11 protein-coding genes are annotated in these 15,872 nt (G+C 66.5%); 5 read left to right on the forward strand and 6 right to left on the reverse strand.

Features of this window, described 5'->3' with window-relative positions; translation table 11 throughout:
- Positions 1–70: 70 nt before the first annotated feature.
- Entirely contained in the window at positions 71–2,560 is a 2,490-nt protein-coding gene (locus JN280_RS35855) for a beta-glucosidase H (RefSeq protein WP_446720802.1), read from the forward strand.
- Between the two features lie 260 nt (positions 2,561–2,820).
- On the opposite strand, the gene JN280_RS35860 is transcribed toward JN280_RS35855, so the two are convergent.
- Complete coding sequence (locus tag JN280_RS35860) at positions 2,821–3,504, reverse strand: glutathione S-transferase family protein (RefSeq protein WP_202308928.1); 684 nt, start codon at positions 3,502–3,504, stop codon at positions 2,821–2,823.
- A 24-nt stretch (positions 3,505–3,528) separates the two neighbouring features.
- Positions 3,529–3,939, reverse strand: a complete 411-nt coding sequence (locus JN280_RS35865) for a DoxX family protein (RefSeq protein ID WP_202308929.1) — start codon at positions 3,937–3,939, stop codon at positions 3,529–3,531.
- Positions 3,940–4,020: 81 nt separating this feature from the next.
- Between JN280_RS35865 and JN280_RS35870 the strand changes: the two genes are divergently transcribed.
- Positions 4,021–4,485: a MarR family winged helix-turn-helix transcriptional regulator gene (locus JN280_RS35870; protein WP_202308930.1), complete on the forward strand. Its 465-nt coding sequence runs from the start codon at positions 4,021–4,023 to the stop codon at positions 4,483–4,485.
- A 421-nt stretch (positions 4,486–4,906) separates the two neighbouring features.
- On the opposite strand, the gene JN280_RS35875 is transcribed toward JN280_RS35870, so the two are convergent.
- Positions 4,907–5,365 (reverse strand): MerR family transcriptional regulator, encoded by a 459-nt coding sequence (locus JN280_RS35875; protein ID WP_202308931.1) that lies wholly within the window; start codon positions 5,363–5,365, stop codon positions 4,907–4,909.
- 723 nt (positions 5,366–6,088) lie between these two features.
- Between JN280_RS35875 and JN280_RS35880 the strand changes: the two genes are divergently transcribed.
- The 3 genes from JN280_RS35880 to JN280_RS35890 all read left to right on the forward strand — a co-directional run bounded on the left by JN280_RS35880 (position 6,089) and on the right by JN280_RS35890 (position 11,945).
- Positions 6,089–9,925: a peptidoglycan-binding protein gene (locus tag JN280_RS35880; RefSeq protein WP_202308932.1), complete on the forward strand. Its 3,837-nt coding sequence runs from the start codon at positions 6,089–6,091 to the stop codon at positions 9,923–9,925.
- Between the two features lie 271 nt (positions 9,926–10,196).
- Positions 10,197–11,120: a sulfite exporter TauE/SafE family protein gene (locus tag JN280_RS35885; protein WP_202308933.1), complete on the forward strand. Its 924-nt coding sequence runs from the start codon at positions 10,197–10,199 to the stop codon at positions 11,118–11,120.
- A gap of 3 nt (positions 11,121–11,123) precedes the next feature.
- Positions 11,124–11,945, forward strand: a complete 822-nt coding sequence (locus JN280_RS35890; RefSeq protein ID WP_202308934.1) for a TIGR02186 family protein — start codon at positions 11,124–11,126, stop codon at positions 11,943–11,945.
- Positions 11,946–12,143: 198 nt separating this feature from the next.
- On the opposite strand, the gene JN280_RS35895 is transcribed toward JN280_RS35890, so the two are convergent.
- Genes JN280_RS35895 through JN280_RS35905 form a run of 3 tightly spaced genes read right to left on the reverse strand, consistent with a single transcriptional unit; the run spans position 12,144 to position 15,854 of the window.
- On the reverse strand, positions 12,144–13,556 hold the full coding sequence (locus tag JN280_RS35895; protein WP_202308935.1) for an FAD-binding oxidoreductase: 1,413 nt from the start codon (positions 13,554–13,556) through the stop codon (positions 12,144–12,146).
- Positions 13,557–13,605: 49 nt separating this feature from the next.
- A complete protein-coding gene (locus JN280_RS35900) occupies positions 13,606–15,048 on the reverse strand; it encodes an NAD-dependent succinate-semialdehyde dehydrogenase (protein ID WP_202308936.1) in 1,443 nt (480 codons plus the stop codon).
- A 50-nt stretch (positions 15,049–15,098) separates the two neighbouring features.
- Positions 15,099–15,854 carry an IclR family transcriptional regulator gene (locus tag JN280_RS35905; RefSeq protein ID WP_202308937.1) on the reverse strand — a complete coding sequence of 252 codons (756 nt, stop codon included), beginning with the start codon at positions 15,852–15,854 and terminating at the stop codon, positions 15,099–15,101.
- Positions 15,855–15,872 lie beyond the last annotated feature (18 nt).

Consider the following 15,872-nt stretch of genomic DNA (forward strand, 5'->3'; position numbering starts at 1 on the left):
GCCGAGGGGACTGTCGAGCGTCAGGCCGGCGCGCCTGACGCCGACGCCGCGAAGAGAGCCCGAGAATCTCATGAAAACTGAAGGACGGCCGCACGGCCGCGATGACATGCAGAAGAAACCGACCGAGGCCGAGAAATTCGTCAACCAGCTGACGCTCGAGGAGCAGGTGTCGCTCCTGTCGGGCGAGGACTTCTGGTCGCTGCCGGCCATTCCACGCCTCGGCGTCGGCAAGCTGCGGGTCACCGACGGACCGAACGGAGCGCGCGGCGGCGGATCGCTGGTCGGCGGCGTCAAGTCGGCGGCCTTTCCGGTCGGCATCGCGTTGGGCGCGACATGGGACGCCGCGCTCGTCGAAGAGGTCGGCGCGTCGCTCGCCGAAGAGGTCAAGTCGAAGGGTGCACACGTCCTGCTGGCACCGACGGTGAACATCCACCGTTCGGTGACCAACGGACGCAACTTCGAGTGCTATTCGGAGGATCCCGAACTCTCCGCGGCGCTGGCCGTCGCCTATATTCGCGGCCTGCAGGGCAAGGGCGTCGCGGCCACGATCAAGCACTTCGCGGGCAACGAGTCCGAGATCGAGCGGACCACCATGGACTCGGTCGTCGACGAGCGTTCCCTGCGCGAGGTCTACCTGCGGCCGTTCGAGGCCGCCGTGAAGGAAGGCGGAACATGGGCGGTGATGTCGTCCTACAACCGGCTCAACGGCACCTACACCGCCGAGAACGGCTGGCTGCTGACCCACGTGCTGCGCGGCGACTGGGGCTTCGACGGCACGGTGATGTCTGACTGGTTCGGCTCGCGTTCGACGGCCCCGACGGTCAATGCCGGGCTCGACATCGAGATGCCGGGGCCGCCCCGCGACCGGGGCGCGGCGCTGGTCGCCGCCGTCGAGGCGGGCGAGGTTGGTCGCGACACGGTGCGCAAACGGGCCCTGAACGTGCTGGGGCTGATGGAGCGGACCGGTGCCCTGCTTGACCAGCGTCCACACCAGGAACGCGCCGACGATCGGCCCGAGACGCGCGAACTGATCCGCCGCGCCGGCGCGGCCGGCATGGTGCTGCTCAAGAACGACGGCATGCTGCCGCTGTCCGAGCCCAGGGGCACCATCGCGGTCATTGGTCCCAATGCGCAGGTCGCGCAGATCATGGGCGGCGGCTCGGCGCAGCTCAATCCTCACTACGCCGTCAGCCCCTGGGACGGGCTGGTCGCGCGCCTCGGCGGCGAGCGGCTGGTCCACGAACAGGGATGCACCAACCACCGCTGGGAGCCGCTGTGGACGGGCGATCTCACCGTCGAGTTCTTCGCCGGCCGGGACTTCGGCGCTGCACCCGCGCATGTCGAGCCGATGAATGCGGCGACCGCCTTCTGGATCCCGCCGATCGCCGGCGGCAAGGTGCAGGCCGACAGTTTCGCGGCGCGCATTTCCGGCGCCTACACGCCGGAACAGTCGGGCACCCACCGCTTCGGCGTGACGGCGGCCGGTTACGCGCGGCTCTACGTCGACGGCAGCCTCGTCGCAGATGCATGGGAAGGCTGGACGAAGGGACGGACCTTCTTCGAGGAGGGTTGCGACGAGGTCGTGGGCGAGGCCGTGCTCGAAGCGGGCCGCCCGGTCGAAGTCGTGGTCGAGTTCACCTCGAAGCGCGCGGACAACCTGCGCTTCTCGGCAATCCGCGTCGGTGTCGGCCGTCCGCTCAGCGACGCCGACATCGCGCGGGCGGCCGAGGCGGCGGCGCGGGCCGAGACCGCGCTGGTCTTCGTCGGCCGCTCCGGCGAATGGGACACCGAAGGCAGCGACCTGGAAGGCATCGCGCTGCCGGGCCGGCAGGATGAACTCGTGGCCGCGGTGCTGAAGGCCAATCCCCGCACGGTCGTGGTCCTCCAGACAGGCGGACCCGTGGAACTGCCGTGGATGGTCGACGCGCCGGCGATCCTGCAGGCATGGTACCCGGGTCAGGAATGCGGCAACGCGATCGCCGACGTCCTGTTCGGCGACGCGGAGCCGGGCGGCCGCTTGCCGCAGACCTTCCCGAGGCGATGGAGCGACAATCCGACCTGGAGCCAGGACCCGGAAGTCTATCCCGGGTCCGGCGGCAAGGTGCGGTACGAGGAAGGCGTCTTCATCGGCTACCGCCACTACGATCGGTTCGGTCTGGAGCCGTTGTTCCCCTTCGGCCACGGCCTCGGCTATACGAGCTTTGCCCTCTCGGACCTGGATGTCATCGAGCGCCGCGGCGGTGCGCGCGCGACGGTCAAGGTGATCAACACCGGCAAGAGGCGCGGCAGCACCGTCGTTCAGCTCTACGTCGGCGACCTGGAAGCTTCGGTGCCGCGGCCGATGAAAGAACTCAAGGCATTCGCGAAAATTGCGCTCGACCCGGGCGAGACACGAGAGCTGACGTTCGATCTTGCGCCGCGCGCATTCGCCTTTTTCGACCAGGGGGCGGGCTGCTGGCGCATCGAGGAAGGCACGTTCGAACTGCACGCCGGCTTCTCGGCGACCGATTTGCGACAGTCCGCGGCGATTTCCACGCCGCCGGATACGCTTCCACTTTAGCACGACGCTCCGTCGGCCTCGCGCTCGCCTGGCGGATCGAAGTTCAACTCCGGACCGAGGGATTTGCGGTCCGACGTTCCTTCGTGATCCGGGCGCGTTGCCGGATCAAGGGACCAGAGCGGATCGCGGCAGAATCCGAAGCGCAAACGGCCGGCGCCTTCACAGGGGCCGGCCGCCTTCCGGATGAACTCAAACGAAACGGTCAGGGCGCCGAAGCGGGCCGGATGGCAGAAGGGCGATTCAGCCCCTCTCGGAAAGAGTCAGGCGGCGGTTTTCAGCAGCCATGCGTCATGGTTCTTGAGGAACGCCTTGAGCCGGTCGGCATAGTCATCAGTGACGGCCTCGCGCACGCTCTCGCGCGCAGCCAGAGTGTTTCGCCATGCAGTCACGCGCGGCAGTGCGTCGAACACGCCGGTCGGTGCGATGGTGTCGAACACGTCGAAATAGCGAAAGATCGGCGCGAAAACCGCATCGACCAGACTGAATGCAGCGCCGGCAAAGAAAGGGCCATTCCCTAGTTCGGCTTCGACGCGGCCAAACTTGTCCATGAACGCCTGGCGCTTTGCCTCATAGCCGGCGGCGTCCCTGGCTGTCTCAAATCCCCACAAGTCGGACAGGATCGAGGAGCCGAACTCGATCCAGCCGCGATGCCGGGCGCGCGCCAGCGGATCAGCCGGATGGAGGGGCGCGCCCGGCTGCGTTTCTTCGAGATATTCGCAGATGACGGCGCTCTCGAACAACACCGCATCCGTGCCATCGTCCTGTTTGACGATCAGCAGGGGCACCTTGCCGAGCGGGGATATGGCCAGAAACCAGTCCGGCTTCGCGGACAAATCGACATAGCGGCGCTCGAACAGAACGTCCTTCTCCGCCAGTGCGATCGCAGCCCGCTGGACGTAGGGGCAAAGGTGGTGGCTGATGAGGATCAGGCTTGCGTTGGACACGATATTACTTCCTGGTGCGGGATTTCAACGAAGGGCGATGGAGGGGCGGAGCGCATACCTGCCGTCGCCAAGCAGGAATTGCGCGACGGACAGGACGATGAGGTAGAGTGGATATTCCCAACCGCCGTTCGGCGCATTGAACACCCAGCCGTTGCCGCCGTGCGCCCAGATGATTGCGCCCAGAAGCGCCGGGATCAGCGCCACAGCCACCCAACGGGCATAAATGCCGAGAATGAGCATGACGCCGCCGCCGGCTTCGGCGGCAAAGGTGAGGTATGCCAGCCAGCCCGGCAGACCGATGGCTTCGAAATAGCCGGCCGTGCCGGCAAGGCCAAAAGTGAACAATTTGAGCACGATGCTATGGGCGAGGTACATCACGCCGAGGCTGACGCGCAGCAGCGTCACGGCGTAGGCGGCCAGGTGGTCTTGGGTCATGGGCGAAGCTCCGATTAAATAAATGCAATTGCATCTATATGGGCGCTTGCGTCGCCGGTCAATATAGATGTAATTGCATTTATGTCCGATTGTTCAGATGACGCCCCCCCGCACCCCTCGCCCTCCACCGTTCGCGCATGGGTGCGTCTTATGCGCGCCCAGCAAATCGTTCTCGCAGCGATCGAGCAGGACTTGAAGGCAGCCGGGCTTCCCCCTCTTGCATGGTATGACGTGCTGCTGGAACTGGTGCGGGCCGAAGGCGGCAGGCTTCGGCCCTATGAGATCGAACGGCGCACGCTGCTGGCGCAACATAACCTGTCTCGCCTTCTCGATCGGATGGAGAAGGCCGGCCTTGTTCTACGCGAGGTATTCTCAGAGGACGGCCGAGGCCGGTGGGTCATCATCACCGATGCCGGCCGGGCTATGCAGGCGCGCATGTGGAACGTCTATGCCCCAGCGATTCAGCGTCATCTAGGCGACAAGCTGGACGATGCGCAGGCCGATCATCTGGCCGCGCTACTGGCGGCATTGTCGCGAAATTCCTGATTTTGCCGAGGCGCGGCGACTGCCGCGCATCGAATCGCGCGAGATTGCCGATGCCGCCAGGATCGACAATGACCCCGGCTGGCTCGGCATCCGGTTGGCGTCGGCCAAGAAGCGCTTTCCTTGAAACCTGCGCGTGGCTGGCCGGCCGGATCGACATCGGCGCGGTTGGGCCCCTATGCCCCTGGTGGCGATGCAGCCTTCGAGGTTCGTGCCTTCTTCAGCGATCATCGAAGACGGCCTTTCAGCTTGTCGCAAAAAGTCACCCGAAGCAGACGTCGGACGCCTATAGCATGTCGCGTGAAAGAGTAGCGCGGCAACCAACACCCGGAGGCGGAAACACGCTGGGCAAGGCAGAAAGACCGGCATCTTCGGACACCGGCCTTTTTATGGATTGGATTGTGAACAAGGTAGACGAGGATCGTCAGGCGCCTGCGGCCCTGGCCGGCTGGCGCTCGGCCAGCCGGGAACGGACCGCGGCCATCGCTTCGGTCAGGTCGCTGATCGCCTCGTCGAGGGCGGCGCGCTGCTTCTGCAGGCGGCCGAGCTGCTTCTCGGACTTTTCGAGGGTCAGGCGCAGCTGCTTGATGTTGGTACCGGTGGGGTCATAGAGGTCGATCATCTGCTTCACGTCGCGAAGCGAGAAGCCGACCTTGCGGCCAAGCAGGATGAGCTTCAGGCGAACCCTGTCGCGGCGCGTGTAGAGCCTGGTCGACCCTTCCCGCTTGGGGCTGAGCAGCCCCCTGTCCTCGTAGAAGCGCAAAGTGCGCAGCGTGACGCCGAAGGTCTTGGCCATCTCGCCGATGCGATAATAGCCTTCCACGCCTTCGGCGGAAACATCATTGGAGTTGGCGGCAGCTTCGCCGGCCGGCATCATGTCCATCATCTTTTCGCTTTTTTCTCGCTCGCGGCGGCCGGCAGTGTGCCTCGGCGCGCCTCATCGGAAGCGTGAGCTTCGCAGTTCCGATCGTGGTTTCAAGGAATGCCCGAAGAGACGCGGTGGGCACGTCTCTTACGTTTACGTCAATCATATATTGACGGCGAATTTATGTTGCAAGTGCGAAAAGGACGCAGGTCTTTGTCATTAGCCTCAGTCGCCGGCGCGGCCCATCCGGGCCGCTTGGCTTTCGCGCCAACGGGCGCGGCGCGCGGTCGCGCGCTCCAACGGTCGCCATTGGCGACCGTTGGCAGGGGCCTCAGTCGCCGGCGCGGTGTCTTTCTCTGGCCTCAGTCGCCGGCGCGGCCCATCCGGGCCGCTTGGCTTTCGCGCCAACGGGCGCGGCGCGCAGTCGCGCGCTCCAACGGTCGACATTGTCGACCGTTGGCAGGGGCCTCAGTCGCCGGCGCTGTTCCTCGGGCCGCCCGGCTTTCCAATCGCCCCTCTGGTAAGACAAGTTAACGCGTTGTTTACCACGTCTGGTGAAAGGTGGGCGCGTCGGTATCCCGTGAATATCCCGTATCGCTTTGCTCACGGCGTCTCGAAGCGGGGGCGACAGCCCTGGGGAAGCCTGGCTTCCCGCCGCGGCCGGACGGCCACGGCCGCATCGTTCTCCGACATCTACGGAAGCCGGCACGGGGCCGGCAAGGTTGGCTGGCGGACGTCTCGATGAACAGCAAGCGGTCCTATCTCGACTCCCTGAACGCCGGGCGCCCGCGCAAGGCCCATGCCTCGCTCGAAGAGCTCAACCGCTCGCTCGAAGCGATCGGCAACCGGCTGGAGCGCGGCCATGAAACGCCGCTCGGCCGAGCCGACGATTTCAGCCGCCCCGGGCAATGGGCAAGCGATGCGCGCACGCGCAGCGGCACCGACCACGGCAGTCGCGCCGAATGGCCCCGCCGGAACGACTTCTACCAGTCGATCGCGCACGACATCGATCGCGTGCGCGGACAGGAGGAAGGCGTCGCCTCGGTCGGCCGCATCGCCGGCGAACTGAAGGGCCTGCGCGAGGAACTGCGCCACCAGATGACGTCGGGGCTGCGGCGCGAGTTCGACATGCTTCGCAGCGACATCGAGCGCGCCTATGCGGCTTCGCCAGCGGCAAGGGACAGCGCGCAGCTCGGCCTCGAATTCGAGCGCCTGTCGGATGTGATCCACGGCCTCGCCGAACGCAACGACGACCGCGGCGTCAACCTGCTGCGGCTCGAACTGGAACAGGTCAGAAGCGCGATCGATTCGCTGGCCCGCGAGGAGACCGTGCGCGCCGCCGACCGCCGCTGGGAGGATTTCGACAAGCGCTGGTCGCGCGTCGAGGATCGTCTTTCCGTCCAGGACCGCGACGACGACCCGGCCATCGCAGCGCTCAACCAGCGGCTCGAGCAGATCAACGAGGCCGTCCACAACCTGCCGGAATCGCTGTCGCTGCGCTCGCTCGAGGAGAAGGTGCGCATCCTCGCCGGAGCCGTCGAACATTTCGCCAGCCAGCAGGATCGCCGCGGCCACGAGACCTTCGTGCTGATCGAGGAGCGGCTCGACGAGATCTCGCGGGCGATCGTGGCCTCGACCGCCACGCTGTCGGCGCCGCAATTCGATCCCGCCCCGTTCGAGCGCGTCGAGGCGCGCATCTCCTCGCTCGCCCGGCAGGTCGAGGAACTGATCGAGGAGCGGCCTTCCGGCGAGGTGATCGACCGCCTCAATTTCCTTTCGCAACGCGTCGACGAGATCGCCGCCCGCGGCGCGCTTCCTGAAAAGTCGATGGAACGGCTGACGCGGCAGGTCATGGCGATCGCCGAGAAGCTCGACGGCGCACCGGCGGCGCCCGATACCGACGACATATTGCGCGGCATCGAGGACCGATTCGTCATGCTGTCCGATCTGCTCGACCGCCGGCAGGGCGACGCGATCGAGCATGGCCAGGCACTGTTCCGCGACCTCGAGCGGCGCCTCGAAGACGTGGTCATGCGCCTCGACGAGCGCAACGCCGCCTCGGCCGCGGACGACCGCGGCATCATGGATGCGATCGACCAGCGTTTCGCCGATCTTTCCCGCCGTCTCGACCAGGACCGGCAGGGCGCGAGCGAGGACGCGATGCGCTATATGGAAGCGCGGCTGGAGGACATTTCCGCCCGACTGGAATCGTCGGCCGCCCAGGTCGCCGCCATCGATCCGGATCTCATCCGCAACCTCGAAGCCCAGGTCGCCGGGCTCTCGGCGCATCTTTCGCAGCCGAGCGCGCCCCTGCCCGATTTCGACGATATCGGCCCGCGCCTCGACGAGATCGAGCAGTCGATCGCCGGCAATCGCGAAGCGATCCTGGAAGCGGCGCGCCAGGCGGCCGAGAACGCCGTCCGCTCCTTCGCCGGATCGCCCGCCGAGGCGGCGGCGGTGGCCGGGCTCGCCGAGGATCTGAAGTCGCTGGAAACGCTGACCCGGCGCTCCGACGAGCGCAACACGCGGACCTTCGAGGCGATCCACGACACCCTGCTGAAGATCGTCGATCGGCTCGGGACGCTGGAGCAGCGCGAGCCCGAGGCGGTCGAGACCCTCGAACCGTTCGGCAAACGGGAACGCGAGCCGGAAGGGCTGACGGTCGTCGACAGACCCTACGTTCAGGACGAGCCCGAGTCCGCCGTGGAGACGCCGGCGGACCTGATTTCGAAACCGGCCATCGGCGCCGTCCCCTCGCTCGACCGGGACGAGGAACCGGCCGCAAGCCCCCTGGCCTTCGATACGATGCATTCGAGCGATGCAGAACCCCAGACGAGGCGATCGCCGGCCGAGGCAGCCGCCGCGGCCGCGGTTGCCGCCATTGGCGCCGATGCCCGTGCGCGCACCGAACCCGAAGGGCGGGTGCGCTCCATGCTCGGTGGCCTGACGCGGGCCTTCTCCACAAAGCGGGAGAAGACGGAGCCGGTGTCGGCCGAACCGGCCATGGCCCCGACGCCCGAGGCGCCGAGCCTCGATCTCGACGAGCCGCTCGATCCCAAGATCGCCAACCGGCCGCTGGAACCGGGCTCGGGTACGCCCGACCTCAACGCCATCATGCGCCGCGTGCGCGAGGAGCGCGGCCAGCCGGCGCGTGCGAACGAAACCGAAGCCGCGAAGTCCGACTTCATCGCCGCCGCGCGGCGCGCCGCGCAGGCCGCCGCCGCCGAAGCCGGCACGATGAAGCGCCAGGCCGACGGGACCGGCCTGCCCAAGAGCTTCGGCATCGGGGAATTCCTGCGCGGCAAGCGCAAGCCGATCCTGATGGGCGCTGTCGCCGTGATGCTGGCGCTCGCCGGCCTCCAGCTCGGCAAGGCGTTCCTTGCCGGGGACGAGCAGGTGGCCCAGGACGCGCCGATGAGCGCTCCAGCGGCTTCCCTCGCCCCCGAGCCGTCGGCGCCCGCGGTGAGCGTGGATACTGCCGCGCCGAGTGCCGTCGGCGCCGGCGAGCAGAGCGGCACGATCCAGGAAGACGACGCCGTCCCGGCTGATGACGCCTCGCTCGAGCCCGAGATCGACGCCGCCGACAGCGCCGCGCACGAGGTGGAGACGGGCATGCCGACCGCGGCGATCCCGCACACTGCCGAGGCGCCCGCCATCGCCGAGCCGCCCGCAGAGACCGCACCGGCACCCGAGGCGAATGCCGCACCCATGCAGCAGCCGGCCTTCGAGCCCGCGCCGGTCGAGGCCGGACCCGTAGCGCTGCGCGAAGCCGCCGACACCGGCGACCCCAAGGCGATGTTCGAGATCGGCGCGCGCTACGCGGACGGGCGCGGCATCAAGGCCGACATGGCCGCGGCCGCCAAATGGTACGAGCGTTCGGCCGAACTGGGCTTCGCGCCGGCGCAGTACCGCATCGGCAACTTCTACGAAAAGGGCCTGGGCGTGACCCGCGACGTCGCCAAAGCCAAGACCTGGTACCAGATGGCGGCCGAACAGGGCAACGCCAGCGCCATGCACAATCTGGCGGTGCTTTTCGCGATGGGGGCCGACGGCGTGACGGACAATGATTCGGCCGCCCGATGGTTCGGCCGCGCCGCCGAACTCGGCGTGAAGGACAGCCAGTTCAACCTCGGCATCCTCGCCGCCAAGGGCGTCGGCATGCAGCAGAACCTGGAAGAGTCCTACAAGTGGTTCGCACTGGTCGCCAAGACGGGCGACCGCGACGCCGTGACCAAGCGCGACGAGATCGCCAATGCGCTGCGCCCGGAGCAACTGGAGCGGGCGCGCGCCGCGGCCGAGCTGTGGAAGCCGAAGCCGGTCGACGCCGAGGCCAACACGCTCGACATCCCCGAGGCCTGGCAGACGACGACCGCCACCACCGCCAGCATCGACGTGAAGAAGGCGGTCGCCAGCATCCAGATGATCCTGAACAAGAACGGCTATGACGCCGGCGGCGCCGACGGCGTGATGGGCGAGCGGACCAAGAGCGCGATCGTCGCCTTCCAGAAGGACAATGGCCTGGAGCCGACCGGCCAGGTCGACGAGAAGCTGGTCGAGACACTGCTGGAGAAGAAGTGACGCGGGAGCCTCAGCCGCTCCGGAGCGGCAAACAGAGCGAGTAGCGAACAGGGGCCGCAAAACGTTCTTCCCCTGTTCGTTACCGGCTTTTCGCCACTCACTCCATTGCATGAGACAAGACGCCGCGGAGGGAAGCCGCAGTGTCTTAACCTCATGGCCGAATGTCGTTTGACTTCAAGGTCTCGTCGGCCCAAGAACAGCCAGAATTTCACGGCAAGTGCCTCATTGGGAACGGGATTCCGGGGCAGCAGACAAAAGTCGAGTAAGACGGGTGGGCATCTATCTCCCGATCGCGGAAATGTCGGTCAACGTCTTCGTGCTGCTCGCCATGGGCGCCGCGGTGGGGTTCCTGTCCGGCATGTTCGGCGTGGGCGGCGGTTTTCTGATCACGCCGCTCCTCATCTTCTACAACATCCCGCCCGCCATCGCGGTCGCGACCGGCGCGAACCAGGTGATCGCCTCGTCCTTCTCCGGTGCGCTCGCGCATTTCAAACGAGGCACGCTCGATATCAAGCTCGGCACGGTGCTGCTCGCCGGCGGCATCGTCGGCTCGACGTTCGGCGCCATGGTCTTCGCGTTCCTGCGCAGCCTCGGCCAGCTCGACCTGTTCATCTCGATCTTCTATGTCGCCTTCCTCGGCATCGTCGGGGGGCTGATGCTGGTCGAAAGCGTCAATGCATTGCGCCGCGTGCGCAGCGGGGCGCTTCCGACCCTGAAGAAATCAGGGCAGCACAACTGGATCCACCGCCTGCCGCTGAAGATGCGCTTCCGCACCTCGAAGCTCTTCGTCAGCGTCATACCCGTGCTCGGCATCGGTGCAGGCATCGGCTTCCTGGCCGCGATCATGGGCGTGGGCGGCGGCTTCATCATGGTGCCGGCGCTGATCTACCTGCTCAAGGTGCCGACCAATGTCGTCGTCGGGACCTCGCTGTTCCAGATCATCTTCGTGGCGGCCTACACCACCATCGTGCATTCCACCGCCAACCAGACCGTCGACGTGATCCTCGCTTTCGTGCTGATGGTCGGCGGCGTCGCCGGCGCGCAATATGGCGCGCGTGCCGGGCAGCGGCTGCGGGGCGAGCAGCTTCGCGCGCTGCTGGCGCTGCTGGTGCTCGCGGTCGCCCTGAGGCTCGCCTTCGACCTCTTCGTGCGGCCGGCCAGCCTCTATTCGCTCGCCAGCCTGGGCGAGGGCTGAGGCATGGCCGCGACCCCGCAGCACAAGCGCACCGACGCTGCAGCATTTCGGCGGGTGATCGCGGTCGCCGCCCTCCTTGCCTTCGCGCCCCCGACCGCCGCGGCGCAGGACGCCAATCCCGAAAACATCGAAATCGGGCTTTCAACCGACAGGATATCGATCACGGCCGACTTCGCCGGGGCCGACCTCACCATCTTCGGCGCGCTCGACAATGCCGACCCGCTGATCAGCCGGCAGGGCCGCTACGATGTGATCGTCGTGCTTGAGGGCCCCGCGCGCCCGGTGGTAGTGCGCCGCAAGGACCGGATCCTCGGCATGTGGATCAACGCGGAATCGGAGACCTTCGTCAACGTGCCGGTCTCCTATTCGGTCGCGACGACACGGCAGCTCCAGGACATCACCGAACCAAAGACCTACAGGCAACTCGCGCTCGGCGCCAACAATCTCTATATCGAGCCGCTCGACCCGACGGACAATCCGGCCACCATCCAGGAGTTCACCAAGGCGCTGCGCGAGCGCAAGAAGGCGACCGGCCTCTTCAGCGAACGTGTCGGCGGCGTGCAGTTCCTGTCGCAGAACCTGTTCCGCGCGACACTGGCGCTGGCGCCGAACGTGCCGGTCGGCACGCACCGGGCGCGCGCCTTCCTGTTCCGCAACGGCGCCTTCATCAGGGAAACTTCGGCGCATCTGGCCATCGTGAAATCGGGCTTCGAGCAATCGCTGTTCCGCGCCGCCAACGACTACGGCTTCCTCTACGGCCTGTTCGCCGTGGCCCTCGCCATTGTCACGGGATGGCTCGGCCGCATCATGTTCAAGAAGGACTGATGCCAGCAGCACTCCATCGCGTGCGGCACGCTTTCGGGGGACATGCTTGAGGCCGCTTCGACCTGCCTGCCGGGGATGACCAGCCAGGGCGCCGGCCGCCGAGAAAGCGTCATTCTCCCATACGAAGATTCCGATTCCGGAGGAATGCTGCTCGCGTAGCGGCAATCATCTCCGTTATCCGGCGCTACGCGTCGCCGCTCAGAGGCGCCCACTGTCGAAGATTCGGCCGCGATTCAGGATGGCATTCGGGTCCAGCGCGGCCTTGAGACGGCGCATCGTTTCGAGCTCGGCCTCGCTCCGCGAAAGATGAAGCCACGGCTTCTTGTCCACGCCAATGCCATGCTCGGCGGATATCGAGCCGCCATGCGCGGCAACCATGCCATAGATGGCGTCGGCCACGGGACTGCGCATCTGGGTGCGCACCACATAGTGAAGATTGCCGTCGCCAAGATGCCCGAAGACGATGAAATCGATTGAGGGATCGATCGCACGAAGTGCCGACCGGCTTGCGCCGAGAAACGATTCCATCCGATGCAGGGGGACGCTGATGTCGCATCCGAGAATATGGTCGAGCGTCCGCACGTAGTCGGCGCAGGAATCGCGCATGGTCCAAAGTGACTGGAACTCGCGCGGCGATTGCGAAACGACCGCGTCGATGGCCAGCTTGCCTTCAAGCGCCTCCATCAGGCATGCGGCGAAGCTGTCAACAATCCCGTCGTCCAAAGCCGACTGCACCTCGGCAAGGACGTAAAAAGGAGCATTCGCGCCAACAGGGCGCGGCATGCCGAGATAGGCGACGACACCGTCGAACGCCCGCGGCAGCATCAGTTCGAAGGCCGACAGGGCCGATCCCATCCGCCGCCGCAGCAAGCCGAGAAGTTCCACCGCAGCGGGGAAGGTCGGCACCGCCAGAAGCGCGTTCGCTTCGGCCGTGGGCTTTGGATGCAGCCGCAGGAGCGCCCGGGAAACGACGCCAAGCGTGCCATCGCTGCCGACGAATAGCTGGTTCAGATCATAGCCGGCATTGTCCTTGTCCAGCCCGCGCATCGAGGAAACGACCGTGCCGTCGGCCAGCACGGTTTCGAGCCCTGCCACCTGGGCCCGGAACATGCCGTAGCGCAAAACGCGGATGCCGCCTGCGTTGGTCGCGACGTTGCCGCCGACCGTGGCTGTCCCCCGGGAGCCGATGTCGACGCCGAAGAGATAGCCGGCCATGTCCGCTGCTTCCTGAACGGCCTGCAGCGGCGTTCCGGCCGAGGCCACCACGGTCGCGCTCTCGCGCCGGATCTCGTCGAGCGCTGTCATCCTTTCCGTCGACAGGACCGCTTCGCCTTCGACAATGCGGTGAGCGCCGGAAAGGCCGGTTCGCCCCCCGTGCACGACAAGCGGCTGCGCAAAGGAATTGCAGGCGGAAAGGCATGTCGCCAGCTCTTCCGTGGAGCCGGGACGCAGGACGAAGCGGGGCCGTGCCGAGAACCTGCCGCGCCGGTCCTCCTGGTAGCGCGGATCAATGGCGTCGCCCACCTGCAGCCCATTTCGCGGCAACGCTCCGGACAGCCGGTCCAGAAGAGCCGGGTTGGCGCCGGCTGAGGGCTGGGCATCGACGTCCATTTGCGCGGGCCTCATGACATGGCGAACGAAGGCATTCCGTCGATGGCGGCTATGCCGCCATCTCCGTCACATATTTGGTGACGAGATAGGCTTCGATCGCTTCCGACCCGCCTTCGGTGCCGTAGCCCGAATCCCGGACGCCGCCAAATGGCACTTCCGGCAGCGCAAGACCGTTGTGATTGATCGAGGTCATGCCGGCATCGATCCGCAGGCCGAGCGCTCGGATCGTCTCTGCCGAGCGGCTGAAGGCGTAGGACGCGAGGCCGAAGGGCAGCCGGTTCGCTTCCTCGATCACCTCGTCCAGGGTCGAGAAGCGGTTGACGATCGCCACCGGCCCGAACGGCTCCTCGTTCATGATCCGCGACCCGGTCGGTGCATGCGCGACGACCGTCGGCTCGAAAAAGTTTCCGACATTGCCGATCCGCCGACCGCCCGCGGTCACCCTGGCGCCGTGCGCCACCGCGTCGTTGACCAGTTCCTCCAGCGCGGGAATGCGGCGCTCGTTGGCGAGCGGCCCCATCTGGGTCTCCGGGTCGAGACCGTTGCCGACCTTGATCGCCTTGGCGGCGCGTGTGATCCCGTCGAGGAATTCTTCATAGACGCGGTCCTGGATGAGGAAACGCGTCGGCGCGATGCAGATCTGCCCGGCATTGCGGAACTTGCTGCCCGAGAGGACCTTGACCGCCTTGCCGATGTCGGCATCGTCGAACACGATCGCCGGCGCGTGGCCGCCGAGTTCCATCGTCACCCGCTTCATGTGCCTGCCGGCGAGCGCGGCGAGATGCTTGCCCACCGGCGTCGAGCCGGTGAACGAGATCTTGCGGATGACCGGATGCGGGATCAGATATTCGGAAATCTCGGCCGGCACGCCGTAGATGAGGTTGATCGTGCCGGCGGGCACTCCGGCGTCGACGAAGGCGCGGATGAGTTCGGCCGGCGAGGCCGGCGTTTCCTCGGGCGCCTTGACGATGATCGAGCAGCCGGCGGCCAGCGCGGCGGAGAGCTTGCGCACGACCTGGTTGATCGGGAAATTCCAGGGGGTGAACGCGGCGACCGGCCCGACCGGGAGCTTCATGGCGATCTGCATGACGCCGCCGACGCGCGCCGGGATCACCTGGCCGTAGGCGCGGCGCGCTTCCTCCGCGAACCAGTCGATGATGTCGGCGCCGCTCATCACCTCCGAGCGCGCCTCGGCAACCGGCTTGCCCTGCTCGAGGGTCATGATCGCCGCGATCGCGTCCGCGCGTGAGCGCAGCAGATCGGCCGCCCTGCGCATCAGCTTGTAGCGGTCGAACGCTCCCGTGGCGCTCCACGTCGTGAAGCCCTTTTCCGCCGCCGCGAGCGCCTCGTCGAGATCGCCGCGACCTGCGTGGGCGACCTTGCCGATCACGGTTCCCGTCGCGGGATCGGTGACGTCGATCGTGCGGCCGTCGACGCTGTCGCGCCATGCGCCGTCGATATGAAGGCGTGTGTCCGGATAGGCAATCGTCATCTCGGTCTTCCTGGTGGGTGGAGCGTTGCGGAGAATATCCGCCTGGAGCGTCAATCGCGCCTGGTGTAGCCGAGGGCCATGGCAATAGTCCTGGCGGCTTCCATCACATGCACGGAATATTCCTTGATCTGCTTGCGCTTGATGCGCGAATCCGGTCCCGACATGCCGATCGCGCCGGCCAGTTCGCCGGACCTGCCGAGTATGGCGCAGGCGCAGGCCGCGATGCCTTCGCGCCATTCGCCATGGAGCACCGAGGCGTAGCCCTGCCCGCGCGCCTGCTCGATATCCTCCCGCAACTCCTCGATCGTGGTGCGCGTGGTGTCGGTGTAGCGCTCAAGAAGGGGGCGGAACCTTTCGAGATAGGTGTCGGGCAGTTGCGCCAGCATGGCCTTGCCCGTGGCGACCGTGTAGGCCGGGGCGCGGGCTCCGACGCTGGTATGGGCGCGGATGTGATGCGCGCCCTCGATCTTGTCGACATAGATGACGTCGGTGTCGTCCAGCACAGACAGATGGATGGTCTCGCCGGTGATTTCGGCAAGCTTCGTCATGGCCGGACGCGCCACGTTGATGAGATCGACCCGGCGCATCACATGGCTGCCGAGTTCCCACATCCTGGTGGTCAGCTCATAGGTGCTGTTCTGCGGGAGCTGCCGCACATAGCCTTGGGATTGGAGCGTCGTCAGCAACCGGTGCACGTTGCTCTTGGTGAATTTCAGCTCGGCGGCGAGGTCGGTGATCCCGCGCGGCTGTTCGCTCAGTGCGAGCGTCTCGATGAGACGAAGTCCTTTGATGAAAGCCTTGTCCATTGCACCATCTGACTGAAA

The organism is Mesorhizobium sp. L-8-10, from assembly GCF_016756635.1.
In the GTDB taxonomy this organism is placed as follows: Bacteria; Pseudomonadota; Alphaproteobacteria; order Rhizobiales; family Rhizobiaceae.

Bases quoted from the DNA above. Each gene is read 5' to 3' on its own strand.
- JN280_RS35880 (WP_202308932.1), top strand. From the start codon at position 6,089: ATGAACAGCAAGCGGTCCTATCTCGACTCCCTGAACGCCGGGCGCCCG.
- JN280_RS35870 (WP_202308930.1), top strand. From the start codon at position 4,021: ATGTCCGATTGTTCAGATGACGCCCCCCCGCACCCCTCGCCCTCCACC.
- JN280_RS35900 (WP_202308936.1), bottom strand. From the start codon at position 15,048: ATGACGATTGCCTATCCGGACACACGCCTTCATATCGACGGCGCATGG.
- JN280_RS35855 (WP_446720802.1), top strand. From the start codon at position 71: ATGAAAACTGAAGGACGGCCGCACGGCCGCGATGACATGCAGAAGAAA.
- JN280_RS35890 (WP_202308934.1), top strand. From the start codon at position 11,124: ATGGCCGCGACCCCGCAGCACAAGCGCACCGACGCTGCAGCATTTCGG.
- JN280_RS35895 (WP_202308935.1), bottom strand. From the start codon at position 13,556: ATGGACGTCGATGCCCAGCCCTCAGCCGGCGCCAACCCGGCTCTTCTG.
- JN280_RS35905 (WP_202308937.1), bottom strand. From the start codon at position 15,854: ATGGACAAGGCTTTCATCAAAGGACTTCGTCTCATCGAGACGCTCGCA.
- JN280_RS35865 (WP_202308929.1), bottom strand. From the start codon at position 3,939: ATGACCCAAGACCACCTGGCCGCCTACGCCGTGACGCTGCTGCGCGTC.
- JN280_RS35875 (WP_202308931.1), bottom strand. From the start codon at position 5,365: ATGGACATGATGCCGGCCGGCGAAGCTGCCGCCAACTCCAATGATGTT.